Raw genomic sequence first — 24223 nt, 5'->3', positions numbered from 1 at the left:
GAATGCGTAAGTTAATGATCCCTGTACTGGTCATCGCACTGGCATTGATGCTGATGTCACTGTTTGTGATTCCTGAAGGCGACCGCGGTATTGTGGTTCGATTTGGTCGTGTCTTGAAAGACAACAACGACATTACTCGTATTTACGAGCCGGGTCTGCATTTCAAAATGCCTTTGTTTGACCGCGTGAAAACACTAGATGCGCGTATCCAAACAATGGATGGTCGTGCTGACCGTTTTGTAACGTCTGAGAAAAAAGACGTAATCATCGATACCTACGTGAAGTGGCGTATTGAGGATTTCGGTCGTTACTACCTAGCAACTGGCGGTGGTAACACGCTGACTGCTGAAGCGCTTCTTGAGCGTAAAGTAACAGACGTTCTACGTGCAGAAATCGGTTCTCGTGAAATCAAGCAAATCGTATCTGGTCCACGTAATAACGACGTACTTCCAGAAGACGCAAGCAGTGATGAAGTGAGCACTGAGGCGGCTCGTGAAGCATTAGAAATCGATGGCGAACGTGACCTAATCATGTCTGAAGTGTTGAAAGACACGCGTGACAGCGCAATGAAAGACTTGGGTGTTCGTATCGTCGACTTCCGTATGAAGAAGATCAACCTACCAGATGAGATCAGTGAATCTATCTACCGTCGTATGCGCGCAGAGCGTGAGTCGGTAGCTCGTAAACACCGTTCTCAAGGTCGTGAGAAAGCAGAAGTAATCCGCGCACAAGCTGAGCTTGAAGTAGCGACGATTCTTGCTGAAGCAGACAAAACAGCTCGTGTAACACGAGGTGAAGCGGATGCAGAAGCAGCGAAGATCTACGCAGATGCGTACAACAAAGATCCTGAGTTCTTCAGCTTCCTACGTTCTCTAAAGGCTTACGAGAAATCGTTCAGCTCTAAGAGTGACATCCTTGTTCTGGATCCGAAGAGTGAATTCTTCCAATACATGAACAACGCGAAAGGCGCAGAAGCGAAATAACCTAAGCGTTACCGCAAATTGAAAAGGCTCCGTTATGGAGCCTTTTTTGTATCTTTTGTTTCTAACGGTATCTGCTAGACAAATTCAAGATAGAGTCAGAAGCGTGATTAACTCATCATGATAGCGATGACAGCCCCTGCTACCACTAAGCAACCACCAATGCGACGTAATTGGTTATCTGGCTGCTCACTCAACTGAGCCACCATGTTGCGCCAGCCATTTGGTGCGACCAATGGTCCAATACCTTCAACAATCAATACTAGCCCTATCGCTAGCCAAATAGACTCAGACATCATGATTCCTAGTTGAATTCTGAAAAGTAAATATTATCAGCGATGTAGTGATTTCGAAATGAGCAGGGGTGGCGAGTTTGCATTCTAGTATCAACTCTGTGAACAAAAAATGACTGCAAGAAGAGTGATTCGGTGCTAGAATCCATTTTTAACTAGCAATCAGACTTGGAAAGATGGGAAATAACGTAGTCGTTCTAGGCACCCAATGGGGTGACGAAGGTAAAGGTAAAATCGTAGACCTTTTAACTGAAGATGCAAAATACGTGGTACGCTACCAAGGCGGTCACAACGCAGGTCACACACTTGTAATTGACGGTGAAAAAACCGTTCTTCACTTAATTCCATCAGGTATCCTTCGCGATAACGTAAAATGCGTTATCGGTAACGGTGTTGTACTATCGCCTGAAGCTCTAATTAAAGAAATGAAACCTCTTGAAGAGCGCGGCATTCCAGTACGCGAACGTCTTTTCATTTCTGAAGCATGTCCTCTAATTCTTCCTTACCACGTTGCAATGGACCAAGCTCGCGAAATCGCTCGCGGTAAAAAAGCTATCGGTACAACGGGTCGTGGTATTGGTCCAGCATACGAAGATAAAGTTGCTCGTCGCGGTCTACGCGTTGGCGACCTATTCGATATGGCTACTTTTGCAGAGAAACTAAAAGAAGTAATGGAATTCCATAACTTCCAACTAGTTAACTTCTACAAAGCTGAGCCAGTAAGCTACGAAGAAGTACTTGAGCAAGCGAAAGGCTACGCTGAACTACTAACTTCAATGGTTATCGACGTAACTGACGAACTAGACGCAGCACGTAAGCGCGGCGACAAGATCATGTTCGAAGGTGCACAAGGTACTCTACTTGACATCGACCACGGTACTTACCCGTACGTAACTTCTTCTAACACGACTGCTGGTGGTGTTGCTGCAGGTTCTGGTTTCGGTCCTCGTCACATCGGTTACATCCTTGGTATTGCGAAAGCTTACTGTACTCGCGTTGGTGCAGGTCCATTCCCGACTGAGCTATACGACGGTCTAGACAAGCAAGATCCAGTAGGTAAACACCTAGGTGAAGTTGGTCATGAGTTCGGTGCGACAACAGGTCGTTTACGCCGTACTGGTTGGTTCGATGCTGTTGCTATGCGTCGTGCAATCCAAATCAACTCTGTATCTGGTTTCTGTCTAACTAAACTAGATGTACTAGATGGTCTAGAAGAGCTAAAAATCTGTACTGGTTACAAGATGGAAGATGGCTCTACGCTAGAAGTTTCTCCGATGGCTGCTGAAGCATTCGAAAAAGCAACGCCTATCTACGAAACAATGCCAGGTTGGTCTGAGAACACATTCGGTGCGAAATCAATCGAAGAGCTACCACAAGCTGCTCTAGATTACATCAAGCGTATCGAAGAGCTAACTGGCGTGCCAGTAGACATCATCTCTACAGGTCCTGACCGTAACGAAACTATCATTAAGGTTCACCCATTCGAAGCTTAATCGATACTCGTTAGAGATTATAAAAACCGGCTTTTATAGCCGGTTTTTTTGTATCTGTGAGTTGGGTTCACTGCCGAAAAATGCGACTCGCCGTGGCAAATATTTGCCGTTAAGCTTAAGTAGGAGGCAAAAATTGCCTAAAGCTTAACTGACCTTTGCCGATAAGGTTATCAAGCAGAGGAGATCCTTGGCTGATCTTTGGTTTCTTAGATACCTTAAAGAGTACATTTATGAAGTTACGAACAGTGGCTGCTTCACTGTTATTGATGCTGAGTGCGACATCGGCTTGGGCAGATGTTGCCGATGTAGGGGCGCCTGTCCCCATCTACACCGAAGCAGAGCTTATTAAGCTTATTGAGCAGAATAAGCACTTAGAACGCGTGCGCGCTGATAACTGCCAGCTAGTGGAAGATATCGTGGCACGTGCGACGCGCATTAACTTGCCGTCTTATGAATTCCTTTATGGCGATATGTTGGCGTGGGGCGTATGTGTAGAGCAAGACGTAGAGCTCGGTCTGTACTACATGGAAAACGCAGCCCACCAAGGCTTGCCAGCTGCACTAGAGCAGCTAGGTCGCTATTACTCTCGCGGTACTTTAGTCCAACAAGATAAAGAACGTGCAATCCCATACCTGCGAGAAGCGGCGGCAATGGGCAACTTAAATGCGCGTATTCATCTTGCTGAGCTATTGCTGCGTGATTACGGTAGCCCGTTGGATTACGAAGATGCCTACCGTTGGCTTTATAATTCGGTGACTGCCGATCAAAGAAAGCACAAACGTATTGCGATGCTGAGAAACGGTCTTGAGCAACGCATGCCACAAAACATTATTGCGCGCGCTAAGCGCCGCGACACCTTCTGGTAGGTGTACTCTTAAAACACCAGTAACTTCATAAAGCTCTGCCAATACATACAACAAAGCCCACATCATGTGGGCTTTGTTGTTTTTCCCGAAGCGTAATCGCAGGCGATTAAACGACTTTGTGTGGACCGAAGCACTCGTAATGGAACTGCTCTTGCGCTACGCCAAGCTCAAGCAATTGTTTCGCGACGTGCTGCATAAAGCCAACAGGACCACAGAAGTAAACTTGTACGTTGTCTTGCTTAAGGGCTGCTTCAATTTCAGTTAAGTTGACGAAACCGGTGAAGTGGAAGTCTTCACCAATCTTGTCTTCTGCTGTTGGTTGGTTGTACCAAACCAACGAGTTCATGTTCTCTTTAGCATTTACGAGCTGGTTTACGTGCTGTTTGAATGCGTGTTGTTGACCGTTTTCTGTAGCATGTACCCATGTGACTGGTGCTTGGTGCTCAGAAAGGCTCTCAAGCATTGATAGAGTCGGAGTTAGACCAACGCCCGCTGATACCAAAACAACCGGTGTAGCCGCGTCCACATCCATAAAGAAATCACCCGCAGGTGCCGCAAGTTGCACCTTATCGCCGATGCTCAACTCATCGTGAAGGAAGTTCGATACTTTACCGCCTTCTTCACGTTTTACCGAGATACGGTAAGTGTTCTCTTGAACCGCAGAGGATAGGCTGTATTGGCGAATCTCTTGGTTTTCGAACTTATCACTGTTGATGTAGATACCTAGGTATTGACCAGGTTTGTACTCAGAAACCACTTCACCATCGGTTGGTTTGAAAACAAAGCTACAGATGTTTTCGCTCTCAAGCTGCTTGCCCACCAACTCAAATTCACGCAGGCCACGCCAGCCACCTTGCAGTGCTGCATTCTCTTGGTAGATTTGCTCTTCACGCTGAATAAATACATTGGCCAGCACGCCATAAGCTTCTGCCCATGCATCAATCACTTCCTGACCCGGAGAGAACAACTCGTCGATCGTCGCAAGTAGATGTGTACCAACGATTTGGTACTGATCTTTGGTGATCATAAAACTGGTGTGTTTATGGGCGATTTTTTCTACTGCACTAAGCAGTGCTGGTAGGTTATCGATGTTGGTTGCGTAAGCGCAGATTGCATTAAATAGAGCTTCACGTTGGTCACCATTACGCTGATTACTCATGTTGAAAATGTCTTTCAACTCAGGGTTATGGGTGAACATACGATCGTAAAAGTGTGCCGTTAACTTCGGACCGGTTTCAGCAAGAAGTGGTGCGGTTGCTTTCACGATATCAATGGTTTGGTTGCTGAGCATAATGGCTTCCTATTTAAAGTTGTATTTGTAATGCATGTTTAAAGTTGTATCTCAAATGTATCTTTCGATCAAGAAAAGAATTACAATTTTGCTACTACAGAGGATAGCAACATGCAGTTAACTAGCTTTACCGATTATGCGCTCAGAACCTTGATTTACTTGGCTTCATTGCCAAAAGATGAGCTGACAAATATTACCGAAGTGACTGATTTATTTGGTGTATCACGTAACCATATGGTGAAAGTGATTAACCGTCTTGGTCAGCTTGGTTATGTGCATACGGTGCGCGGTAAAAATGGTGGTATTCGTTTGATGAAAGCGCCGCAAGAAATCACTGTCGGTGGTGTGGTGCGTGATTTAGAGCCATTAGATTTGGTGAATTGCTCTGTAGAATTTTGCCATATCACGCCGGCATGTCGTCTAAAAGAAAAGCTAGCGAAAGCGAAAATGGCGTTTTTGGCTGAATTAGATGGTTGCACGATTGAAGAGCTATTAAGTGATAATTCTGAACTGCTGATCTTACTTACCCGTCCTTAGCCTTCTTAACGTTCTATAAATCTTCTCACTGACACTCTTTTTTAAAGCAATTTCTGTAGCTTATCGAGAGACTCGGATATACTAGCTCTATACCTTCCTTGCTAGATAGGCGTGCCTATGTCAGACAATATTCCAAACGATCCTTTCGCAGATCGTGAATCCAAAAATTACGAAAATCCAATCCCAAGCCGAGAGTTCATTCTTGAGTTTCTAGAAGAAGCGGGCGTACCGATGAATCGCAATGATTTGTTTGAAGCGCTAAAACTTGAAGGTGAAGAGCATTACGAAGGTTTACGCCGTCGACTGCGCGCAATGGAGCGTGATGGGCAGCTCGTATTTACGCGCCGTCAGTGTTACGCGTTGCCAGAAAAACTTGAGATGGTGAAAGGTTACGTAATTGGTCACAAAGATGGTCATGGTTGGGTTCGTCCAGAAGGCAGTGTCGGCAAGGATAATGACATTGTACTGCCGCATCACCAGATGAAGCACATCATCCACGGTGACTACGTGTTGGTGCAACCAACTGACAACAGCAAGCGTGGTCGTCGTGAAGGTCGTCTTGTTCGTGTTTTAGAAGAGCGTAACACGCAGATCGTGGGGCGTTTCTTCCTTGAATACGGCTACTCATACGTTGTGCCAGATGACTCTCGCATCAGCCAAGATATTCTGATCCCAAATGAGCACAAAGCAGGTGCTCGTATGGGTAACGTGGTCGTTATTGAGATTACTGATCGCGGCTCTCGCTCACGTGGCATGATGGGTAAAGTGGTTGAAGTTCTTGGTGAGAACATGGCGCCGGGCATGGAAACGCAAATAGCAATCCGTACCCACCAAATTCCACACGATTGGCCAGCAGCCGTCGATAAACAGATCGAAAATCTGGGCGAAGAAGTTCCAGAAGAAGCAAAAGAAGGTCGTGTCGATCTACGTGACTTGCCACTAGTAACCATTGATGGCGAAGACGCTCGTGACTTTGATGATGCGGTTTACTGTGAGAAGAAAAAGAGCGGCGGTTGGCGTCTATGGGTCGCGATTGCTGACGTAAGTTACTACGTACGTACAGACTCTGCGCTGGACAAAGAAGCCATCAACCGTGGTAACTCGGTATACTTCCCATCGCAAGTTGTGCCAATGCTACCTGAAGTGCTATCAAACGGTTTGTGTTCACTTAACCCTCAGGTTGATCGCTTGTGTATGGTATGTGAGATGACCATCTCTGACACCGGTAAGCTATCAGGCTATAAACACTACGAAGCTGTGATGAACTCGCATGCGCGTCTGACTTACAACAAAGTGGGTGCGATTCTAGAAGGGGATGAAGAGCTGCGCATGCGTTATCACGCTGTCGTTCCTCACCTTGAAGAGCTGCACGCGATGTACAAAGTACTTAAAGAAGCGCGTGATAACCGTGGTGCGATTGAATTCGAAACCGTTGAAGCTAAATTTATCTTCAATGCGGATCGTAAGATTGAAAGCATCGAGCCGGTAATTCGTAACGACGCACATAAGATCATCGAAGAATGTATGATTCTAGCGAACATCGCTTCAGCGTCTTACGTTGAGAAAGCAAAAGAGCCAGCGTTGTACCGTGTTCACGAATCTCCGGGTGAACTGCGCCTGCAGGGGTTCCGTGATTTCCTCAGTGAGCTAGGTCTGGATCTGAAAGGTGGTTTAGAGCCATCACCAACCGATTATGCAGATTTGGTAAAACAAATTGCAGAACGTCAGGACAAAGAACTGATTCAAACCATGTTACTGCGCTCAATGAAGCAAGCGGTATACAACGCAGACAATGCCGGTCACTTTGGTCTAGCGCTGAAACGTTACGCGCACTTCACGTCGCCAATTCGTCGTTACCCTGACCTGTTGCTGCACCGCGCAATCAAGTACCTGATTGCTAAAGAAGAAGGTCGCAACCAAGATCGTTGGACACCAACTGGCGGTTACCATTACTCGTTTGACGACATGGACTTCTACGGTGAGCAATGTTCGATGACAGAGCGCCGTGCAGACGACGCAACTCGTGAAGTGGCAGATTGGTTGAAGTGTGAATACATGCAAGACCATGTTGGCGACGAGCTGGATGGTGTTATTGCCAATGTAACCAGCTTTGGTTTCTTTGTTCGTCTGACGGAACTGCATATCGATGGTTTGGTGCATATTTCAACGCTAGCGAACGACTACTACCAATTTGATCCTATTGGTCAAAGACTTATCGGCGAAAGCTTCGGTAACATCTATCGCCTAGGCGATGCGGTAAAAGTGAAAGTGCTTGCGGTTAACTTAAATGACAAGCAAATTGACTTTGAATTAATCGAAACAAGCCGTAAGCTACGCGGCAAAGGTAAGACTGCGAAGAAACGCGCAGCGGATGCCAAACGCAAAGCGAAAGAGAAAAAACGTGCGGCAACGAAAGGCGGCACTCGTGCAATACCTGCGATTGAACCAACCAAGCGACCAGAATCTGCTGAAGCAGAAAAACCTCGCAAAAATGGAGCAAAACGCAGTGACACTGAAGGTGCTAAAAAGCCGAAGAAAGCACGCAAGAAAAAGCCACACAGTAAGCCGAGAAAGACTAAGCGTACTAAGAGCGACGCTGAGTAGGCTGAATCGCCAATCTAGTCTGGATTTAAAGGGGTAGATTGGCGCAGGCAATACGACCAGAACAACAGGTTAAACAATGAGTAACGAATTTATCTACGGCATTCACGCAGTGAAGGCGGTATTGGAGCGCGAACCAGAGCGTTTTATCGAAGCATTTGTACTAAAAGGTCGTCAAGACGATCGCCTAATGCCAATTTTAAATGACCTTCAGGTATGTGGTGTTTCGATTCAGCAAATGACGCGTAAAACCTTGGATGACAAAGCGCGTGGCGCAAACCACCAAGGCATCATCGCTCGCGTGAAGCCAGCGAAACAGCTGAACGAAAACGACATCGATGACATCCTAGCGCAGCACGAGTCACCGCTACTATTGGTGTTGGATGGCGTGACTGATCCGCATAACCTAGGGGCTTGTCTACGTAATGCCGACGCAGCTGGCGTAGCAGCGATCATCGTACCGAAAGATCGCTCTGCACCGATGAACGCAACTGTAAGCAAAGTAGCTTGTGGTGCAGCAGAAGTCGTGCCATTGATCCGAGTGACCAACTTGGCTCGTACTATGCGTACACTGCAAGAGCAAGGCATCTGGTTTGTTGGTACGGCGGGCGAAGCGACGCACGATATTTACCAAGCAAAACTAACGGGTCCTCTTGCTATCGTAATGGGTGCAGAAGGTGACGGCATGCGTCGTCTGACTCGCGAAACCTGTGATGATTTGATTAAGATCCCAATGGCAGGTAGCGTTTCAAGCTTGAACGTATCTGTGGCATCTGGCATTTGTTTGTTTGAAGCGGTTCGTCAGCGTATTGCTGCAAAGTAATTGCTAAATAAATTTCTAATAAACAAATAGTTACTACAAAGTCAGACACAATGATAAAAACAAAGGATGGGGTGCCATCCTTTGTCGTTTTCACCGATTTATAAATAAAAATCTTCAGGGAAGTTATGACTCAACAAGACATTAAATTCATTGCCTTTGACCTAGACGGTACTTTGCTTGATAGCGTGCCAGATCTCGCGGTAGCGGCTGACCAAGCAGTACAAGCGCTTGGTTTTCCTTCTGTTTCAGAAGAGCAGGTTCGTGACTATGTTGGTAACGGCGCAGACGTGCTGATTGGACGCTCACTAAGCCAAAGCCTGACCATCAACCCAGAGTTGAGTGAAGAGCTTCGTGCAAAAGCGCGTGTACTGTTTGATGACTACTATGATCAAAGCGGTCACAAATTAAGCCACCTTTACCCGACGGTAAAAGAGACACTGGAAGAGTTACACAAAGCCGGCTTTGTTATGGCATTGGTAACCAACAAGCCTTCGAAGTTTGTGCCTGATGTTTTAGAAAAGCACGACATCGCAAAATACTTTGTTGATGTGCTAGGTGGCGATGCATTTCCAGAGAAAAAACCAAACCCAGTAGCACTGAACTGGCTGATGGAAAAACACCAAATCCAACCAAGTGAAATGTTGATGGTCGGCGACTCGAAGAACGACATTCTCGCGGCAAAGAATGCAGGTTGTGCTTCATTTGGTCTGACTTATGGTTACAACCACGGTGAGTCTATCTCTGCATCAAATCCAGATTTTGTCGCTGACAGTTTGGCAGAATTATTGGACGTTGTAGCGGTTTCTGCATAACGGCTACAAAAGAGCTTCCAAAATACTCGTTAATGAGTACACTGAGTAAACCGTGCACCTATTACTGCACGGTTTTTTTCATTTAATTAGATTAAGAAGTCAAAGGAATCATTCTAATGAGCAAACCCATTGTATTGAGTGGTGTTCAACCTTCAGGTGAACTAAGTATCGGTAACTACTTGGGTGCTCTACGTCAATGGCAGCAGATGCAAGACGATTATGATTGCCAATACTGTGTGGTAGACCTTCACGCGATTACGGTTCGTCAGGACCCTAAAGCGCTGCATGAAGCGACTCTAGACGCACTGGCGATCTGTCTGGCAGTTGGTGTTGACCCGAAGAAGAGCACGCTATTTGTTCAGTCACACGTACCAGAGCATGCTCAACTTGGTTGGCTTCTTAACTGTTACACCCAAATGGGTGAACTGGGTCGTATGACACAGTTTAAAGACAAATCTGCACGTTACTCAAACGACAACTCAAGCCAATTTGGTGATGTAAACGTTGGTCTGTTTGACTATCCAGTACTGATGGCGGCAGATATCCTGCTGTACGGTGCACATCAAGTGCCTGTAGGTAGCGACCAGAAGCAACATCTAGAGCTAGCGCGTGATATTGCTAACCGTTTTAACAATATCTACTCACCAGAGCAGCCAATCTTCCAAGTGCCAGAGCCTTACATTCCGACGGTAAATGCGCGTGTAATGAGCCTTCAAGACGCAACCAAGAAGATGTCTAAATCTGATGACAACCGTAAGAACGTTATCACGCTGTTGGAAGAGCCTAAGTCGATCATTAAGAAGATCAACAAAGCGCAAACCGACACAGAAACGCCACCGCGTATCGCTCACGACTGGGACAACAAGGCAGGTATCTCTAACCTAATGGGTCTGTACTCTGCGGCAACAGGCATGAGCTTTGAAGAGATTGAAGCGAAATACCAAGGCGTTGAAATGTACGGTCCATTCAAGAAAGACGTTGGTGAAGCTCTAGTTACTATGCTTGAGCCAATTCAGGCTGAATACCACCGCATTCGTGCTGACCGCGCTTACATGAACGAAGTAATGAAGCAAGGCGCTGAGAAAGCATCGGCACGTGCGGCTGAAACGTTGAAGAAAGCGTACGAAGCTGTAGGTTTTGTCGCTCGCCCATAGGTAAAATTCGAATACAAAAAAGCTCCACCATTGGTGGAGCTTTTTTTATGCTTATTTTCTGGAAGAGGCTTCTTCCTCGCAACGTGCCATATTGTAGTACTCGGCACGTCCTCGTGGTCCTGCAAACCATGCTTTTATAACAAAACCGCGTTCCGTGAAGTAACGCAGATCCTCGCATGCGATTTGATAGCTTGATTCGGTAATCGAAACTGGATCCCAAGCGTAACGCGAGAATCGCGGCAACTGAGCGGTGAAAGTAATCATCCCCTCATCACTTACATCAAAGTGTTCATACTGGTTAAGCTCGGCTTTAGCGTTCTCAATTAAGTGTTGGGTTGTGTTCGGCTTTAATGGTTGGCTTGTCTTGAGTTCGTATGGGATGGCTTGGCATCCAGCAAGAAATACCGAGCAAGCGAGAGTTAGCGCAACTGGTTGAAATCGTCTCATTTTCAGTCCTGTTTTTAATATGAGTTTTTATGGATATCCTGCTGCGTTGTTATAACCCCTGATTATCAAATTGACTAGGTGTTAGTGTCGAAAATAATGATTAATTTATAAAATCAGCCATTAAAAGGAGAATGATTCGCAATAAAATAAAGAAAATGAACCACTAAATTAGCAAGTGTTGATGTTTATTGCTCGGAAAATGACCTAAGTAATATACGAAACAGCCTTGTTAAAACCATTATTAATATTTTGCTTAACATTATGGGAAATATAAAACTGAGTAATTGATCTAATTTTACATATTTAAAGTTATTGTTAATTCTGTTAACAACAAAATCTGTTGAATGTATAAAACACCTCATAATAATAACTAAATATTTGTGAAACATTTCTCAATTAGCATGCCTTTTACTTTTCTTTTTGCATAAAAAAGAGAGATTTATCTAGTTAATAAATGAATCAAGTTGAACTGTGATCTTCCTCACAAGGAATAGGTCAGGAGACTTTTCGCGCTCAAAACTTACCGATTAAACACTCAATAGTATTGGTTAAATAAACGCCAGAGCCCAGTTTGACATATAGAACGAAATTCCATTTGAAATTAAATACAACAAGGAAATAGGCATGCTGAAAAGAAATGCAGTGGCTATAGCGATCTCTTCGCTATTTATGGCGACAGCGGTCAATGCTGCGACCATATATGAAGATGACAACGGAGACTTTCTAAAACTGTATGGCGAAGTGGGTGTTGGCGGACATGTTGGCGCAAACTACGAATACGGTGAATTTTACACTGATGAAAAAAGCTACATCGATGACTCTTTCGCTACGTTAGGCGTCAAAGGTAAGCGAGACAAAATGCACTACCGTCTAGAGCTAGATTATGAACGTGAGAATTGGAAGCACGGTTCTGGCGATCTAGTTCTAACCATCGATAAATTATTTGTTGGCTACGATGTGTGGGAAAACCAGTACATTGAAGCCGGTCTGACGGATACAGCATTTGATGATTACGATAAGTGGGGTGACTTCACTTTTGATACAACTGTAGAAACTGGTGAAGCTGGTGACCAAGACGTAACAATCAAATACGAAGGTCGTTACTTTGATGATGTAAAAGTCGGTGCTTCATACACTTACGGTGGTAAGTCTTCATCTGGTTCTGAGTTGGGTGACATTGTGAACGGCTACATTGGCTACTTTGGCGATAGCTTCTCAGCTGTTGTTGGTTTAGAAGGTCGCGGTGGTTCTGATGGTAAGTCGAAGTACGGTGAACAACGTTTGGTTGGTTTTGGTATGCGTTACGCAGTTAACGACACCATTCACTTAGGCTTCAACGCGTTCTACGAAGAAGAAGATATTGCTCGCAAAGAAACGGTTGTCGATAACACCGATAAAGAGAACAAGCAAAGCATCTTCAATGATTACCAAACCCAAGAAAACCAAGGTGCTTTGGTTTCTGCGAAATACATTTTCACCAAGCAGTGGGAGCTAGTGGGCTCTTACAACTACGAAGAATATGAAGCGTGGGATCCAAGCAGTGATGTTTGGGATGGTAAGCGATACAGCTGGGGTACAAGCCGCACATGGGGCACGCTAGGCGTGAACTACAAACCAACCAGCTCAAGCATTATTGCGCTTGAAATGAACGCTGGTGATGCTGCTCAAGACGCTTACGCTTATGCGCGCGTTTACTTCTAACCCACGATAGAGAGATTTCCCATGAATAAAAAAATGACCCTACTCGCGGGTGCGATTAGTAGTGTGCTAAGTGGCGCAGCATTTGCGGATATTAACGACATCATTATTTCTGAGTATGTTGAAGGCTCGGCATCAAATAAAGCCGTCGAAATTACCAACATAGGCTCTTCAGCACATACCTTTGACGGTACACTGTCGCTGTACTACTCGTCTTACAAAAACCAGATTAAAGATAAAGATGGTAACAACGTACTGAAAGGTAAGGACGGTAGAACTTTACAACCAGGTAAGAGCATCGTTGTTATTAACGGTGACGCGGGTGCTGAAATGCGAGCGTTCATTGAACGTTTGGGCGGTAAGGACGTGACAGTTGTTGCTGGTACTTACGATGAAGTAAAACACTCAGCAATGAACTTCAACGGTGATGACGCAGTGTGGTTGGGTACAAGCTCAGCGGAAGCGGACATTAAGGATATCTTTGGTACTTACGGTTACAAGGGCGATAAGCTTTGGGATGACCGAACCATGCGCCGTAAAGCAGGTTCAACACAAGCGACGACATATGATGAATCTCAGTGGGACAAGTTTGCAAAAGACGACTTCGGTGGTCTTGGTGATCCTACTGCAGTAAATAACGATCCAATTACACCACCAGAAAACACGCCATGTGCTGATGCTGCAGGCAGTCTTTCTTACAAAACCATTGGTGAAGTGCAAGGTGAAGGTTATTCATCGCCTCTGATTGAGTCTGGTTACGAGTCGGCAGATGAGTACTTAGTGACAGGTGTTGTGAGTGCGGTAACTACGAATCTAGTGAAGGGTTTCTTCCTTTACGACAACAATGCTGATGGTAATGTTAAGACATCAGACGGTGTGTTCGTTCAGACGAAAGGCGAGCTGTCTCAAGACATGGTTGGTCAACAAATCTGTGTTCGTGCCAAAGTAAAAGAGAACTATGGTGTAACAACACTGATTCCAACGAATGACATTTGGGAAGTTGAAAACGCTTCTCAAGTACCACCAACACCAGTTGATATGGTTCGTATCGATAGCGATGATGAAAACTTCCGTTCGACACTGGAACGTCTAGAAGGCATGCCTGTTCGATTGGTGAAAGATATGGATGCAGCTGAAGATGGCGAGCAGAACATGCGTGTTTCTCGTTCGTTCAGCTTTGATTTTGATAGCTTCCGTAACAACATGGTATTGGCATACAAGCGTCCAAACCCACAGCCAAACCAAGATCATGTAGCAGGCAGCGCAGAATCTCTGGCACAAAAAGCAGAAAACAAAGACTTCCGTGTTTATGTTGATACCGATGCTAAAGCACCAAATGGTCAAATTCCTTACTACCCAGATTTCTTTGCTGATCCAAAGAAAAACTACATCCGCATCAACGACTCTGTCGTTGGTTTAGAAGGTGTTCTGCATTACTCGTACAACGAGTTCCGTTTGATCCCAACGAATACGGTTGATAGCAAAGCGTTCATCCACAATACCGATCGAACTAAAGCGCCTTCGATCAAGGAAACAAACGATGCGTACTCTGCGGCTGATTCATTCAACATTCGTATCGCAACACAAAACGTACTGAACTACTTCAACTCACCATATGGCGGTTCTGATAACAGCTTTGGTGACAACCGTGGTGCTGAATCACAGCTGGACTTTGATCGTCAACAAGCCAAGATTGTAGAAGCAATTTACGGTCTAGATGCGGATATCGTTGGTTTGATGGAAATCGAGAACAACGGTTTCGGTGACTTTGGTGCAATCAATGAATTGCTTGCCGCAATCAATGCGAAGTACTACGACGAAGATTACGGTGACCGTAATAAGTCAAACTCTATCCACAACCGTTACGTGTTCGTTGGTTTTGATAAAAACGGCGACACCATTCTGGATGACCAAGATACGGTCGGCTCTGATGCGATTACTACAGGTATTATTTACCGCCCATCAAAAGTCTCTGTGATCTCTGGTCAAGTTATCCCGATGCCAAGTCAACATGCACCAATGATCGTCGATGAAAACGGTGCTCCAATCACAGACAGCAAAGGTGAAATCCGTGAGAGCGGTGATAACTACCAACGCAATACGGTAGCGGCTACTTTCCAAGTCTTGAACACAGGTAAGCGTCTAACGGTTTCGGTAAACCACTTGAAATCTAAAGGTTCGACTTGTTACGAAGATTGGAAAGGTTGGGAAACATGGGAAAAATTCGATCCTTCAAAAGATGATGTGAAGAGCGATGGTGACTTCCAGGGTTCTTGTGAGAACTTCCGTGTTGCTGCGGCTTATCAACTAGGTGAAGAGATGGCGAAGATCGAAGGTGACAAAGTAGTTCTTGGTGACATGAACTCTTACGCACACGAAGATCCAATGCTGGTTCTAACGTCTAACCCAACAGGTAAAACTCTGACTGCAGCGGGTTACACCTTCATTGGTAAACTGCCTCAATTTGGTCCAGAAGGCAAAGTCATTACTAAGACTTACGGCTACATCAACGCGGTTGATCGAATGATGCCTGCAGGCGAAACGGCTTGGAGTTACTCATACAATGATGAAGTGGGCTCGTTGGATCACCTATTGATCTCTGGTTCACTAGATAAGCGCTTAATTGATGCTGTTGATTGGCACATTAATGCGCCAGAGTCGTCACTGTACGATTACAACAGCAAGTACAAGGGCGGTGATACGAATGAACCAAACCCATTCTACTCACAAGACCCATACCGTTCGTCTGACCACGATTCTGCTCTCGTTACACTAGGCTACAAGTACGGTGAGGCTGGTGAGCGACTTGTGACAATCGCAACGAAGAGCGGTCGCGCAGATATCGGTTACGCAGTTCCAGCGACGGCTCAAAAGGGTGATGTAGCAACCTTGTCTATTTCTCCTGTTCCGGCTGATGCTCCAGCACTACCAAAAGTGACACTGGATAAAGATGGTGCGCAAATGGTGATGTTTGATTCAGCAAAACTACCAGTTGGTAAGTATGAGCTGACGATGACTCTGAACAACGAAACTTCAGGTGTTGTTAACCAGAAAGTGACGGATGTGGAGTTTATTAAACGTGATTCAAGCAATGTGAAACCTGTTCACCCAGAAAAAGATGGTTCTGGTGGTTCATTTGGCTTTGGCGCGCTACTTGCGATGCTAGGTCTAGGCTTCCTACGCCGTCGTCGCTAAGCGAATTTATTTCCTGACAAACAGTTCCTAAATAGCTGTAAAGACCAAAGGCCAGCCTATGCTGGCCTTTTTATTCAGCAAAAACTTGCCTTTCTTGCTTGGTATAGCAAAATACCGCCCTTGATTGTCACGAACGTGGCGATTCACCACTTAAGCATTGCCAAAACGGATTGGAGCAACCGACCTTTTATGTTGTTGATCATCGATAACTACGACTCTTTTACCTACAACCTTTACCAATACTTCTGCGAGCTTGGTGCAGACGTAAAGGTGGTGCGTAACGATGAAATCGACATCCAAGGCATTGAGGCGCTCAACCCAACTCATTTGGTGATCTCTCCAGGTCCCTGTACCCCTAACGAAGCGGGTATCTCTCTACAAGCTATCGAATGCTTTGCTGGTAAGTTACCAATCTTAGGCGTTTGCCTTGGTCATCAGGCGATTGCGCAGGTGTTTGGAGGGGAAGTGGTACGTGCTCGACAAGTGATGCACGGCAAGACATCACCAATTCGTCACAACGGTCGCAGTGTGTTTAAAAACCTTAATAACCCACTTACGGTAACCCGCTACCACTCTCTCGTGGTGAAAAACGGCACATTACCTGATGTGTTTGAATTGACCGCTTGGACTGAACTGCCTGACGGAGCCATGGACGAAATCATGGGTTATCAGCATAAAACCCTGCCAATTGACGCAGTACAGTTCCATCCTGAGTCGATTAAGACAGAACAAGGTCACGAACTGCTTGCGAACTTTCTTGCGCGCAAAGCGATCTGATCGCGATCACCTTTCTTAACAAATTCTTCATGTTTTTCGCCTGAGAATGGGAATGCAAAACTATGCGTTCTGTCTATTTGGTGGCGGCTATTCATTTTTCTCCTTTCTTTCTAAACCTTGCTATACATAACTTTTATAAAAAATCGCTTCTCTATTTGCGTTTCTTGGTGCATAAATAATCATAGATAGTGAGTATGGGTAGTCGCGCTCGGAAGCGAAAAGAATAAATCACTATTGAAATGGTTAATTAAATGTAAATACAATGCCGCAATAGCTTAAATGCAAAACATTATTTGCTGGCAAAGAGTGCCGGTTAAATTCGCTTATCTGCTAGGCATGCGGTATCAAGAAGGAATGTGCAATGACAACGGAAAACAAAGTAGAGCGCGGTTTATTCGATGAGGTAATGGTACCTTGCTATAACCCGATGGAAATGATCCCTGTAAAAGGTGAAGGTTCACGCATTTGGGATCAGAACGGAAATGAATACATCGACTTTGCTGGTGGTATTGCGGTGAGCTGTCTTGGTCATTGTCACCCAGTTATGGTGAACGCATTGACTGAGCAAGGTAACAAGCTTTGGCACCTAAGTAATGTTATGACTAACGAGCCAGCACTGCGATTGGCGAAGAAGTTAACAGAAGTCAGCTTTGCTGAGCGCGTGTTCTTCGCTAACTCTGGCGCAGAAGCAAACGAAGCGGCACTAAAGCTAGCACGTCGTTACGCAGCAGACGTTCATGGTACAGAGAAATCTGAAATCATCGCATTCAAACAAGGTTTCCACGGTCGTACTTTCTTCACGGTAACAGTAGGCGGTCAAGCGGCTTACTCAGACGGTTTTGGTCCTAAACCTGGCGATGTGACACACCTTCCTTACAACGATATCGAAGCACTTCAAGCACACATGTCGGATCGCACTTGTGCCGTAATGATGGAGCCTCTGCAAGGTGAGGGCGGCATCATTCCACCAACACCTGAGTTCGCTCAAGCAGTTCGTGAACTGTGTGACAAGCACAACGCACTGTTGATCTTCGATGAAGTGCAAACTGGTAACGGTCGTACTGGTCATTTCTATGCATACCAAGGTCTAGGCATCACGCCAGACATTCTAAGCACAGCGAAATCACTGGGTGGTGGTTTCCCTATCGGTGCGATGCTAACGACAGCAAAACTGGCTGAGCACATGAAAGTGGGCACGCACGGTTCAACTTACGGCGGTAACCCACTAGCGTGTGCGGTTGCAGAAGCGGTTGTTGAAGAAGTGACAAAACCAGAAGTATTGGCTGGCGTACTAGAGCGTGAAGCCATGTTCCGTGAAGGTCTGGAGAAGATTAACGCGAAATACAACATCTTCTCTGAAGTGCGTGGTAAAGGTCTACTGCTTGGTGCAGCACTTAATGAAGAGTGGCAAGGTCGTGCGCGTGACGTACTGGTTGCTGCGGGTAAACAAGGTCTCATGGTATTGGTTGCGGGTGCCAATGTCGTACGTTTCACACCATCACTCGTTATCACACAACAAGAAATCGAAGAAGGTTTGGCGAAGCTAGATAAAGCGATCGCAACGCTGGTTTAAGCGCGATCTCCGCTTATCGTCAACCTAGACACCCCCATCAAGGATCTCTGATGGGGGTATTGTTCCTACAATATAGTTAGGATCTTCTTGCATCTGGAGGGAGTATTGATGCTAGTAGTTCGCCCTATCGCAATGTCGGATTATGACGCGCTGCACACCTGTGCGGTTGAGTCAGGTCATGGATTTACATCTCTACCGGTTAACGCAGAACTGTTAACCAATCGAATCAAACACTCAGAATACAGTTTTGGCAAACCTGATGTGAAGGAAGCCGGTGATGAAGGCTACCTAATGGTGGGCTTTGAATCTGAAACTGGTGAGGTGGCAGGTACCACAGGTATTGAAGCTTCGATTGGCTGGGATGTGCCATTTTATTCTTACCACATCAGTAAAGTGGTGCACTCGTCACCAAAGCTTGGCGTAAACAACGTGGTTAAGCTACTGACTTTTGGTAACAACTACACGGGTAACAGCGAAATCTGTACCTTGTTCCTACGTGAGAAATTCCGTGGTGGCTTGAACGGGCGTCTGATGTCTAAGTGTCGTTTCTTAATGATGGCAGAGCACCCAGAGCGTTTCTCGGAAACCATCTTTGCTGAAATGCGTGGCGTATCAGACGAGAACGGTAACTCGCCATTCTGGCAGTGGCTTCAAGAGCATTTCTTCTCTATCGATTTTACGCTTGCGGATTACCTAACTGGTATCGGCAAGAAAGGCTTTATCGCCGACTTGATGCCGAAGTTGCCAATCTACATCAACCTACTGAGCCCAGAAGCGCAAGCCGTGATTGGTAAAGTGCACGACAATACACGTCCAGCATTGAAGCTGCTTGAGCGTGAAGGTTTTACCAACCGTGGATACGTCGACATTTTCGATGGTGGTCCAACGGTGGAGTGTGACTTACGTAATATCGAATCGGTACGCCACTCATTCCGCGCGCAAGTCAAAATCTCGGAGCACACCAGCACACAAGACTTCTTGATGTGTAATTCATCATTCGAGAACTTCCGTGCTGCAGCTGCAAAAGCGGCTTACGACGCAGAAACGCAAAGCGTAGTGCTTGCACCAGAATTGGCGGATGCACTCTTGGTTGAGGAAGGGGATTTTGTTCGCCTTCTTCCGCAGTAACTGACGACAGAATTTAAGGATAGAAACAATGACACATTGGATTGCAGGTGAATGGGTACAAGGTCAGGGTGAAGCATTTACGTCTCTGTCGCCTTACAACCAAGAAGTGATCTGGCAAGGTAACGGCGCAACAGCAGAGCAGGTCAACCAAGCGGTATCTGCGGCGCGTGAAGCGTTTGTCGATTGGAAGAAGCGCCCATTTGCAGAGCGCGAAGCGATCGTGTTGGCTTTTGCAGAGAAAGTAAAAGAGAACAGCGAAAAAATCGCTGAAGTGATTGCCAAAGAAACCGGCAAGCCAATCTGGGAAACACGTACCGAAGCGGCAGCGATGGCAGGTAAAATTGCGATTTCTATTCGTGCTTACCACGAGCGTACGGGTGAAGCGACACGTGAAGCCGCAGGAAACCAAATTGTATTGCGTCATCGCCCATTGGGTGTGATGGCGGTGTTTGGTCCTTATAACTTCCCGGGTCACCTGCCAAATGGTCACATCGTGCCAGCACTATTGGCTGGTAACACCGTGGTCTTCAAACCGTCTGAGCAAACGCCATGGACGGGTGAACTCGCTATGAAGCTGTGGGAAGAGGTCGGTCTACCAAAAGGTGTGATTAACCTAGTCCAAGGCGCGAAAGAAACCGGTATTGCGCTGGCGGATGCGAAAGGTATCGATGGCGTGCTGTTTACTGGTAGTGCAAACACAGGTCATGTTCTACATCGTCAGTTTGCTGGTCAGCCGGGCAAAATGCTGGCGCTTGAAATGGGTGGCAACAACCCGATGGTTATCTCGGATAACTACGGTGACTTAGACGCAACGGTTTACACCATCATCCAATCTGCCTTCATCAGTGCAGGGCAACGCTGTACCTGTGCTCGTCGACTATACATTCCATTTGGCGACAAGGGTGATGCAGTCATTACTAAGCTGGTGGAAGCGACACGCAATATTCGTGTAGGCCAACCATTTGCAGAGCCTGCGCCTTTCATGGGACCGCAAATTTCGGTAGCGGCGGCCAAGTTCATTCTCGATGCACAAGCGAACTTGCAATCACTGGGTGGCGAAAGCTTGATTGAAGCAAAAGCAGGCGAAGCGGCGTTTGTTTCTCCGGGCATCATCGATGTGACGAACATTGCCGAGTTGCCAGATGAAGAGTACTTCGGCCCACTTCTGCAAGTGGTGCGCTATGAAGGGCTAGAGAAAGCAGTAGAGCTGGCGAACGATACGCGCTTTGGTCTATCTGCAGGTCTGGTTTCAACCGATGACCAAGAATGGGAATACTTCGTGGACCACATTCGTGCTGGCATCGTGAACCGCAACCGTCAGCTGACGGGCGCAAGTGGTGATGCGCCATTTGGTGGTCCGGGTGCGTCGGGTAACCTACGCCCTAGTGCTTACTACGCAGCAGACTACTGTGCGTACCCAATGGCATCAATGGAAGGACAAGAGACGGTCTTACCTGCCACATTGAGCCCGGGTGTAAGCCTGTAATAGAGAAACACGAAGTGGTGACAAAGTATCGCCGCTTCTCTCTGCCGGAGCTATTTACCAAGTTAGGATTCTGGTAAGCGCGCTGGCAAACGCCAAAGGCGAGCTTAAGACTCTCCAGAGCGTGTTGACTGACTGGCACTTATGCCACACATACCGTCACAGGTTGATGACCGCTCGTTCGTGATTCTGGACAGCCCACGGGCTGTGAACGAGCGGTCAACTTCCTCTTACCCCTAACTCTACATTTCATAACAAGGAGTCGTTATGACGCCCGATGTGTTATTTGAATCGCTATGGCAAGACTACATTCAACGTCTTTGCCCTTCTGCTGCTAAAGTTCATCAGCTTCTTCAAGAAGATGAGCCTCTGATTAATGACCATATTGCGCTACGTACGTTTAATGTCGCTCCCCTAGGCATTGAAACGTTAGCGAAGCCATTCCTAGCGGTGGGTTACAAAGCCTGTGGTGACTACGTATTTGAAAGCAAAAAGCTGGTGGCAAAACATTTTGAGCACCCAGATCCGAAACAGCCAAAAGTCTTCATCAGTGAATTGAAAGTGGATGAGTGCTCACCAGAGCTACAAGCCATCGTTCATAAACTGGTAGAGCAGGTTGATGCGTCTAAATTGACCAGCAGTGATTTCTTGTACGGCGGACGTTTGTGGGACCTTAGCTATGCTGACTTCCAGATCTTAGCGAAAGAGAGTGAGTACGCTTCTTGGCTTGCTGCGCACGGTTACGGAGCGAACCACTTCACGGTGAGTGTGAATCAACTCAATCAGCATGAAGAAGTGAAGCAAGTGAACGACCACCTACGCACCGTAGGCTTTATCATCAACGAGAATGGCGGTGAAGTAAAAGGTACGCCAGAGGTGCTACTAGAGCAATCATCGACCATGGCAGACAAAGTGCCAGTGACCTTCACTGAAGGCGTTGAGGTGATTCCTGGAGGCTTTTACGAGTTTGCCAAGCGCTACCCAATGGATAACGGTGAGTTGTACCCAGGATTTGTAGCTGCATCGGCAGATAAGATCTTCGAGAGTACCAACGGTTAATAGATACAAGACGAGAACCACTTCGCTTCGAGAGGGTTTTTACTTGGAATCTGAGAAGGCTTCATCTCAAAGGATGAAGTCCGTTGTGAAGCGCAGCGCTCTCGACTCTCAATGTCTAACTCCCAAAAAACAAAAAAGCCACCAAACTTGCATTTGGTGGCTTTTAAATTTTTTAAACGTTAATCGAGATTAACGAGTCCCGTAAACAACGATAGTTTTACCGTGCGCAGAAATTAGGTTCTGCTCTTCTAGCATCTTCAAGATACGACCTACTGTCTCACGAGAACAGCCAACAATTTGACCGATTTCTTGACGAGTGATCTTGATTTGCATGCCGTCTGGGTGCGTCATCGCATCTGGTTGTTTAGCAAGGTTCAGAAGAGTCTGAGCGATACGACCAGTTACGTCTAGGAACGCTAGGTCACCCACTTTTTGGCTAGTAACTTGTAGACGACGAGCCATTTGCGCTGAAAGACGCATTAGGATGTCTGGGTTAACTTGGATAAGTTGACGGAATTTCTTGAAAGAAATCTCTGCCACTTCACAAGGAGATTTAGCGCGAACCCAAGCTGTACGCTCTTGGTCTTCTTCGAATAGACCAAGCTCACCAATGAAGTCGCCTTGGTTTAGGTAAGAAAGGATCATTTCCTTACCTTCTTCGTCTTTGATAAGAACCGCAACAGAACCTTTAACGATGTAGTACAAAGTCTCTGCTTTTTCGCCCGCGTGAATTAGCGTGCTCTTTGATGGGTACTTATGAATATGACAGTGTGAAAGAAACCACTCTAATGTTGGGTCGGTTTGAGGTTTACCTAGAACCATAATATCTCACTTCCTCTGCAGGGTACGCTTGCGCTATCCATATTTTAGCTAAGCCTGAATTGGCTTACTAGAATAAGAGCACTTTTTATATGCTGCAAGCTCTCTTGTGTTTCGGTTAGAAATAGTATCCTTTTTCGGAAACGATTTCTTGATTTTAATCGTGCCATGATTGAGATTTTGTAAGCAAAACTGTGCACATGATCACGGTATGAAAAGTAAACACTCAATTAACGAGGTTTTTAGCCAATTTTTCCGGTTTCGATGAGTTGCTGCAGAATCGGTCTCACTATGAGCTCCATTGCAAAGCTCATCTTACCGCCAGGAACCACAATGGTGTTATGGCGAGACATGAAGGAGCCATCAATCATCGCCAACAAATACGGGAAGTCGACATTCTTGATACCGCGCAGGCGGATCACCACGAAGCTTTCATCCAAGCTAGGGATGCCTTTAGCGTTAAGTGGGTTAGAAGTATCGACGGTTGGTACGCGTTGGAAGTTGATATGTGTGCGAGAAAATTGCGGGGTAATGTAGTTCAGGTAATCGTCCATCGAGCGCACGATCGAATCCATCACCGCTTCTCTTGAATGACCACGATCGCGCGTGTCACGAACGAACTTTTGAATCCATTCCAAGTTCACAATCGGCACCATGCCAATTAGAAAGTCGACGTGACGCGCCACATTGACATCACCATCTACCACGCCACCGTGTAAACCTTCGTAGAACAGCACATCGCTGTTTTCTGGCAGATCTTGCCAAGGCGTAAAGGTGCCCGGCATTTGGTTGTATGGAACGGCTTCATCAAAAGTGTGCAGATAGCGGCGCACGCTGCCAGTGCCATCTTCACCGAACTTACGGAAGAACTCTTCTAGCCCCGGAAAGTCATTGGCTTGTGGACCAAAGTAGCTGATGTGTTTGCCTTGCTCACGCGCTTTGCGGATTTCGACATCCATCTCTGGACGTGTAAAGCGGTGGAAGCTGTCACCTTCAACCCACGCTGGTTTGACGTTCATCATATTGAACATCTTGCGGAAGGCTTCAGAAGTGGTGGTAGTGCCGGCACCGGACGAACCAGTAACCGCAATGATTGGGTGTTTCGCTGACATGACAAACCTTGTCGAAAATTACTTACCTGTAAAGTGCAGCACACGTATGCTGCACGGTCGATAACCCACTATAGCACGTAAC

20 protein-coding genes are annotated in these 24223 nt (G+C 46.2%); 15 read left to right on the top strand and 5 right to left on the bottom strand.

The window, feature by feature from the left end:
* The first annotated feature begins 2 nt into the window (after nt 1-2).
* Nucleotides 3-983: a protease modulator HflC gene (gene hflC / locus OH459_RS19730; protein ID WP_005438334.1), complete on the top strand. Its 981-nt coding sequence runs from the start codon at nt 3-5 to the stop codon at nt 981-983.
* Between the two features lie 107 nt (nt 984-1090).
* Here the strand turns inward: hflC and OH459_RS19725 are convergent, their stop codons facing one another.
* A complete protein-coding gene (locus tag OH459_RS19725) occupies nt 1091-1276 on the bottom strand; it encodes a DUF2065 domain-containing protein (protein ID WP_005451416.1) in 186 nt (61 codons plus the stop codon).
* A gap of 173 nt (nt 1277-1449) precedes the next feature.
* On the opposite strand from OH459_RS19725, the gene OH459_RS19720 reads away from it, so the two are divergent.
* Entirely contained in the window at nt 1450-2766 is a 1317-nt protein-coding gene (locus OH459_RS19720; RefSeq protein ID WP_005451418.1) for an adenylosuccinate synthase, read from the top strand.
* Nucleotides 2767-2996: 230 nt separating this feature from the next.
* The gene (motX, locus tag OH459_RS19715) at nt 2997-3632 is read left to right on the top strand and encodes a flagellar protein MotX (RefSeq protein WP_005451422.1); all 636 of its coding nucleotides are present in this window, start codon (nt 2997-2999) and stop codon (nt 3630-3632) included.
* Between the two features lie 106 nt (nt 3633-3738).
* Here the strand turns inward: motX and hmpA are convergent, their stop codons facing one another.
* Nucleotides 3739-4923, bottom strand: coding sequence for an NO-inducible flavohemoprotein (hmpA, locus tag OH459_RS19710; protein WP_269988282.1), 1185 nt, complete (start codon nt 4921-4923; stop codon nt 3739-3741).
* 111 nt (nt 4924-5034) lie between these two features.
* On the opposite strand from hmpA, the gene nsrR reads away from it, so the two are divergent.
* The 5 genes from nsrR (at nt 5035) to trpS (ending at nt 10850) form a co-directional block, all read left to right on the top strand.
* On the top strand, nt 5035-5460 hold the full coding sequence (nsrR, locus tag OH459_RS19705; protein WP_005451426.1) for a nitric oxide-sensing transcriptional repressor NsrR: 426 nt from the start codon (nt 5035-5037) through the stop codon (nt 5458-5460).
* A gap of 117 nt (nt 5461-5577) precedes the next feature.
* Nucleotides 5578-8064: a ribonuclease R gene (gene rnr / locus OH459_RS19700; protein ID WP_005451428.1), complete on the top strand. Its 2487-nt coding sequence runs from the start codon at nt 5578-5580 to the stop codon at nt 8062-8064.
* A 76-nt stretch (nt 8065-8140) separates the two neighbouring features.
* Nucleotides 8141-8884: a 23S rRNA (guanosine(2251)-2'-O)-methyltransferase RlmB gene (gene rlmB / locus OH459_RS19695; protein WP_050936334.1), complete on the top strand. Its 744-nt coding sequence runs from the start codon at nt 8141-8143 to the stop codon at nt 8882-8884.
* Nucleotides 8885-9009: 125 nt separating this feature from the next.
* Nucleotides 9010-9696, top strand: coding sequence for a phosphoglycolate phosphatase (locus OH459_RS19690; RefSeq protein WP_005438341.1), 687 nt, complete (start codon nt 9010-9012; stop codon nt 9694-9696).
* 116 nt (nt 9697-9812) lie between these two features.
* Nucleotides 9813-10850, top strand: a complete 1038-nt coding sequence (gene trpS, locus OH459_RS19685; protein ID WP_009703488.1) for a tryptophan--tRNA ligase — start codon at nt 9813-9815, stop codon at nt 10848-10850.
* Nucleotides 10851-10901: 51 nt separating this feature from the next.
* Here trpS and OH459_RS19680 read toward each other — a convergent pair whose 3' ends face one another.
* Nucleotides 10902-11297 carry a hypothetical protein gene (locus OH459_RS19680; RefSeq protein ID WP_050936335.1) on the bottom strand — a complete coding sequence of 132 codons (396 nt, stop codon included), beginning with the start codon at nt 11295-11297 and terminating at the stop codon, nt 10902-10904.
* Between the two features lie 624 nt (nt 11298-11921).
* Between OH459_RS19680 and OH459_RS19675 the strand changes: the two genes are divergently transcribed.
* The 7 genes from OH459_RS19675 (at nt 11922) to OH459_RS19645 (ending at nt 22210) form a co-directional block, all read left to right on the top strand.
* A complete protein-coding gene (locus tag OH459_RS19675) occupies nt 11922-12998 on the top strand; it encodes a porin (RefSeq protein ID WP_005451442.1) in 1077 nt (358 codons plus the stop codon).
* A 21-nt stretch (nt 12999-13019) separates the two neighbouring features.
* Nucleotides 13020-16190, top strand: a complete 3171-nt coding sequence (locus OH459_RS19670) for an ExeM/NucH family extracellular endonuclease (RefSeq protein ID WP_269988276.1) — start codon at nt 13020-13022, stop codon at nt 16188-16190.
* Between the two features lie 189 nt (nt 16191-16379).
* A complete protein-coding gene (locus OH459_RS19665) occupies nt 16380-16967 on the top strand; it encodes an aminodeoxychorismate/anthranilate synthase component II (RefSeq protein ID WP_050922681.1) in 588 nt (195 codons plus the stop codon).
* Between the two features lie 361 nt (nt 16968-17328).
* The gene (locus OH459_RS19660; protein ID WP_005438347.1) at nt 17329-18540 is read left to right on the top strand and encodes an aspartate aminotransferase family protein; all 1212 of its coding nucleotides are present in this window, start codon (nt 17329-17331) and stop codon (nt 18538-18540) included.
* Nucleotides 18541-18648: 108 nt separating this feature from the next.
* Nucleotides 18649-19668 (top strand): arginine N-succinyltransferase, encoded by a 1020-nt coding sequence (astA, locus tag OH459_RS19655; protein WP_045412733.1) that lies wholly within the window; start codon nt 18649-18651, stop codon nt 19666-19668.
* Between the two features lie 28 nt (nt 19669-19696).
* Entirely contained in the window at nt 19697-21154 is a 1458-nt protein-coding gene (gene astD, locus OH459_RS19650; protein ID WP_005451447.1) for a succinylglutamate-semialdehyde dehydrogenase, read from the top strand.
* Nucleotides 21155-21418: 264 nt separating this feature from the next.
* Complete coding sequence (locus OH459_RS19645) at nt 21419-22210, top strand: DUF1338 domain-containing protein (RefSeq protein ID WP_005451448.1); 792 nt, start codon at nt 21419-21421, stop codon at nt 22208-22210.
* A gap of 189 nt (nt 22211-22399) precedes the next feature.
* Here the strand turns inward: OH459_RS19645 and crp are convergent, their stop codons facing one another.
* Together crp and OH459_RS19635 are read right to left on the bottom strand one after the other, a co-directional pair.
* Nucleotides 22400-23032 (bottom strand): cAMP-activated global transcriptional regulator CRP, encoded by a 633-nt coding sequence (gene crp, locus OH459_RS19640; RefSeq protein ID WP_005381432.1) that lies wholly within the window; start codon nt 23030-23032, stop codon nt 22400-22402.
* Nucleotides 23033-23271: 239 nt separating this feature from the next.
* Entirely contained in the window at nt 23272-24141 is an 870-nt protein-coding gene (locus tag OH459_RS19635) for a phosphoribulokinase (RefSeq protein WP_005438358.1), read from the bottom strand.
* Nucleotides 24142-24223 lie beyond the last annotated feature (82 nt).

The organism is Vibrio sp. MM46, from assembly GCF_027587135.1.
Taxonomy (GTDB): domain Bacteria; phylum Pseudomonadota; class Gammaproteobacteria; order Enterobacterales; family Vibrionaceae; genus Vibrio; species Vibrio harveyi.
Note: the sequence above shows the minus strand (reverse complement) of the source record. Positions and strands in the feature narration are given on the sequence as shown.

Excerpts from the sequence above, each read along its gene's own strand:
- hflC (WP_005438334.1), top strand. The coding sequence starts at position 3 with ATGCGTAAGTTAATGATCCCTGTACTGGTCATCGCACTGGCATTGATG.
- OH459_RS19725 (WP_005451416.1), bottom strand. The coding sequence starts at position 1,276 with ATGTCTGAGTCTATTTGGCTAGCGATAGGGCTAGTATTGATTGTTGAA.
- OH459_RS19720 (WP_005451418.1), top strand. The coding sequence starts at position 1,450 with ATGGGAAATAACGTAGTCGTTCTAGGCACCCAATGGGGTGACGAAGGT.
- motX (WP_005451422.1), top strand. The coding sequence starts at position 2,997 with ATGAAGTTACGAACAGTGGCTGCTTCACTGTTATTGATGCTGAGTGCG.
- hmpA (WP_269988282.1), bottom strand. The coding sequence starts at position 4,923 with ATGCTCAGCAACCAAACCATTGATATCGTGAAAGCAACCGCACCACTT.
- nsrR (WP_005451426.1), top strand. The coding sequence starts at position 5,035 with ATGCAGTTAACTAGCTTTACCGATTATGCGCTCAGAACCTTGATTTAC.
- rnr (WP_005451428.1), top strand. The coding sequence starts at position 5,578 with ATGTCAGACAATATTCCAAACGATCCTTTCGCAGATCGTGAATCCAAA.
- rlmB (WP_050936334.1), top strand. The coding sequence starts at position 8,141 with ATGAGTAACGAATTTATCTACGGCATTCACGCAGTGAAGGCGGTATTG.
- OH459_RS19690 (WP_005438341.1), top strand. The coding sequence starts at position 9,010 with ATGACTCAACAAGACATTAAATTCATTGCCTTTGACCTAGACGGTACT.
- trpS (WP_009703488.1), top strand. The coding sequence starts at position 9,813 with ATGAGCAAACCCATTGTATTGAGTGGTGTTCAACCTTCAGGTGAACTA.
- OH459_RS19680 (WP_050936335.1), bottom strand. The coding sequence starts at position 11,297 with ATGAGACGATTTCAACCAGTTGCGCTAACTCTCGCTTGCTCGGTATTT.
- OH459_RS19675 (WP_005451442.1), top strand. The coding sequence starts at position 11,922 with ATGCTGAAAAGAAATGCAGTGGCTATAGCGATCTCTTCGCTATTTATG.
- OH459_RS19670 (WP_269988276.1), top strand. The coding sequence starts at position 13,020 with ATGAATAAAAAAATGACCCTACTCGCGGGTGCGATTAGTAGTGTGCTA.
- OH459_RS19665 (WP_050922681.1), top strand. The coding sequence starts at position 16,380 with ATGTTGTTGATCATCGATAACTACGACTCTTTTACCTACAACCTTTAC.
- OH459_RS19660 (WP_005438347.1), top strand. The coding sequence starts at position 17,329 with ATGACAACGGAAAACAAAGTAGAGCGCGGTTTATTCGATGAGGTAATG.
- astA (WP_045412733.1), top strand. The coding sequence starts at position 18,649 with ATGCTAGTAGTTCGCCCTATCGCAATGTCGGATTATGACGCGCTGCAC.
- astD (WP_005451447.1), top strand. The coding sequence starts at position 19,697 with ATGACACATTGGATTGCAGGTGAATGGGTACAAGGTCAGGGTGAAGCA.
- OH459_RS19645 (WP_005451448.1), top strand. The coding sequence starts at position 21,419 with ATGACGCCCGATGTGTTATTTGAATCGCTATGGCAAGACTACATTCAA.
- crp (WP_005381432.1), bottom strand. The coding sequence starts at position 23,032 with ATGGTTCTAGGTAAACCTCAAACCGACCCAACATTAGAGTGGTTTCTT.
- OH459_RS19635 (WP_005438358.1), bottom strand. The coding sequence starts at position 24,141 with ATGTCAGCGAAACACCCAATCATTGCGGTTACTGGTTCGTCCGGTGCC.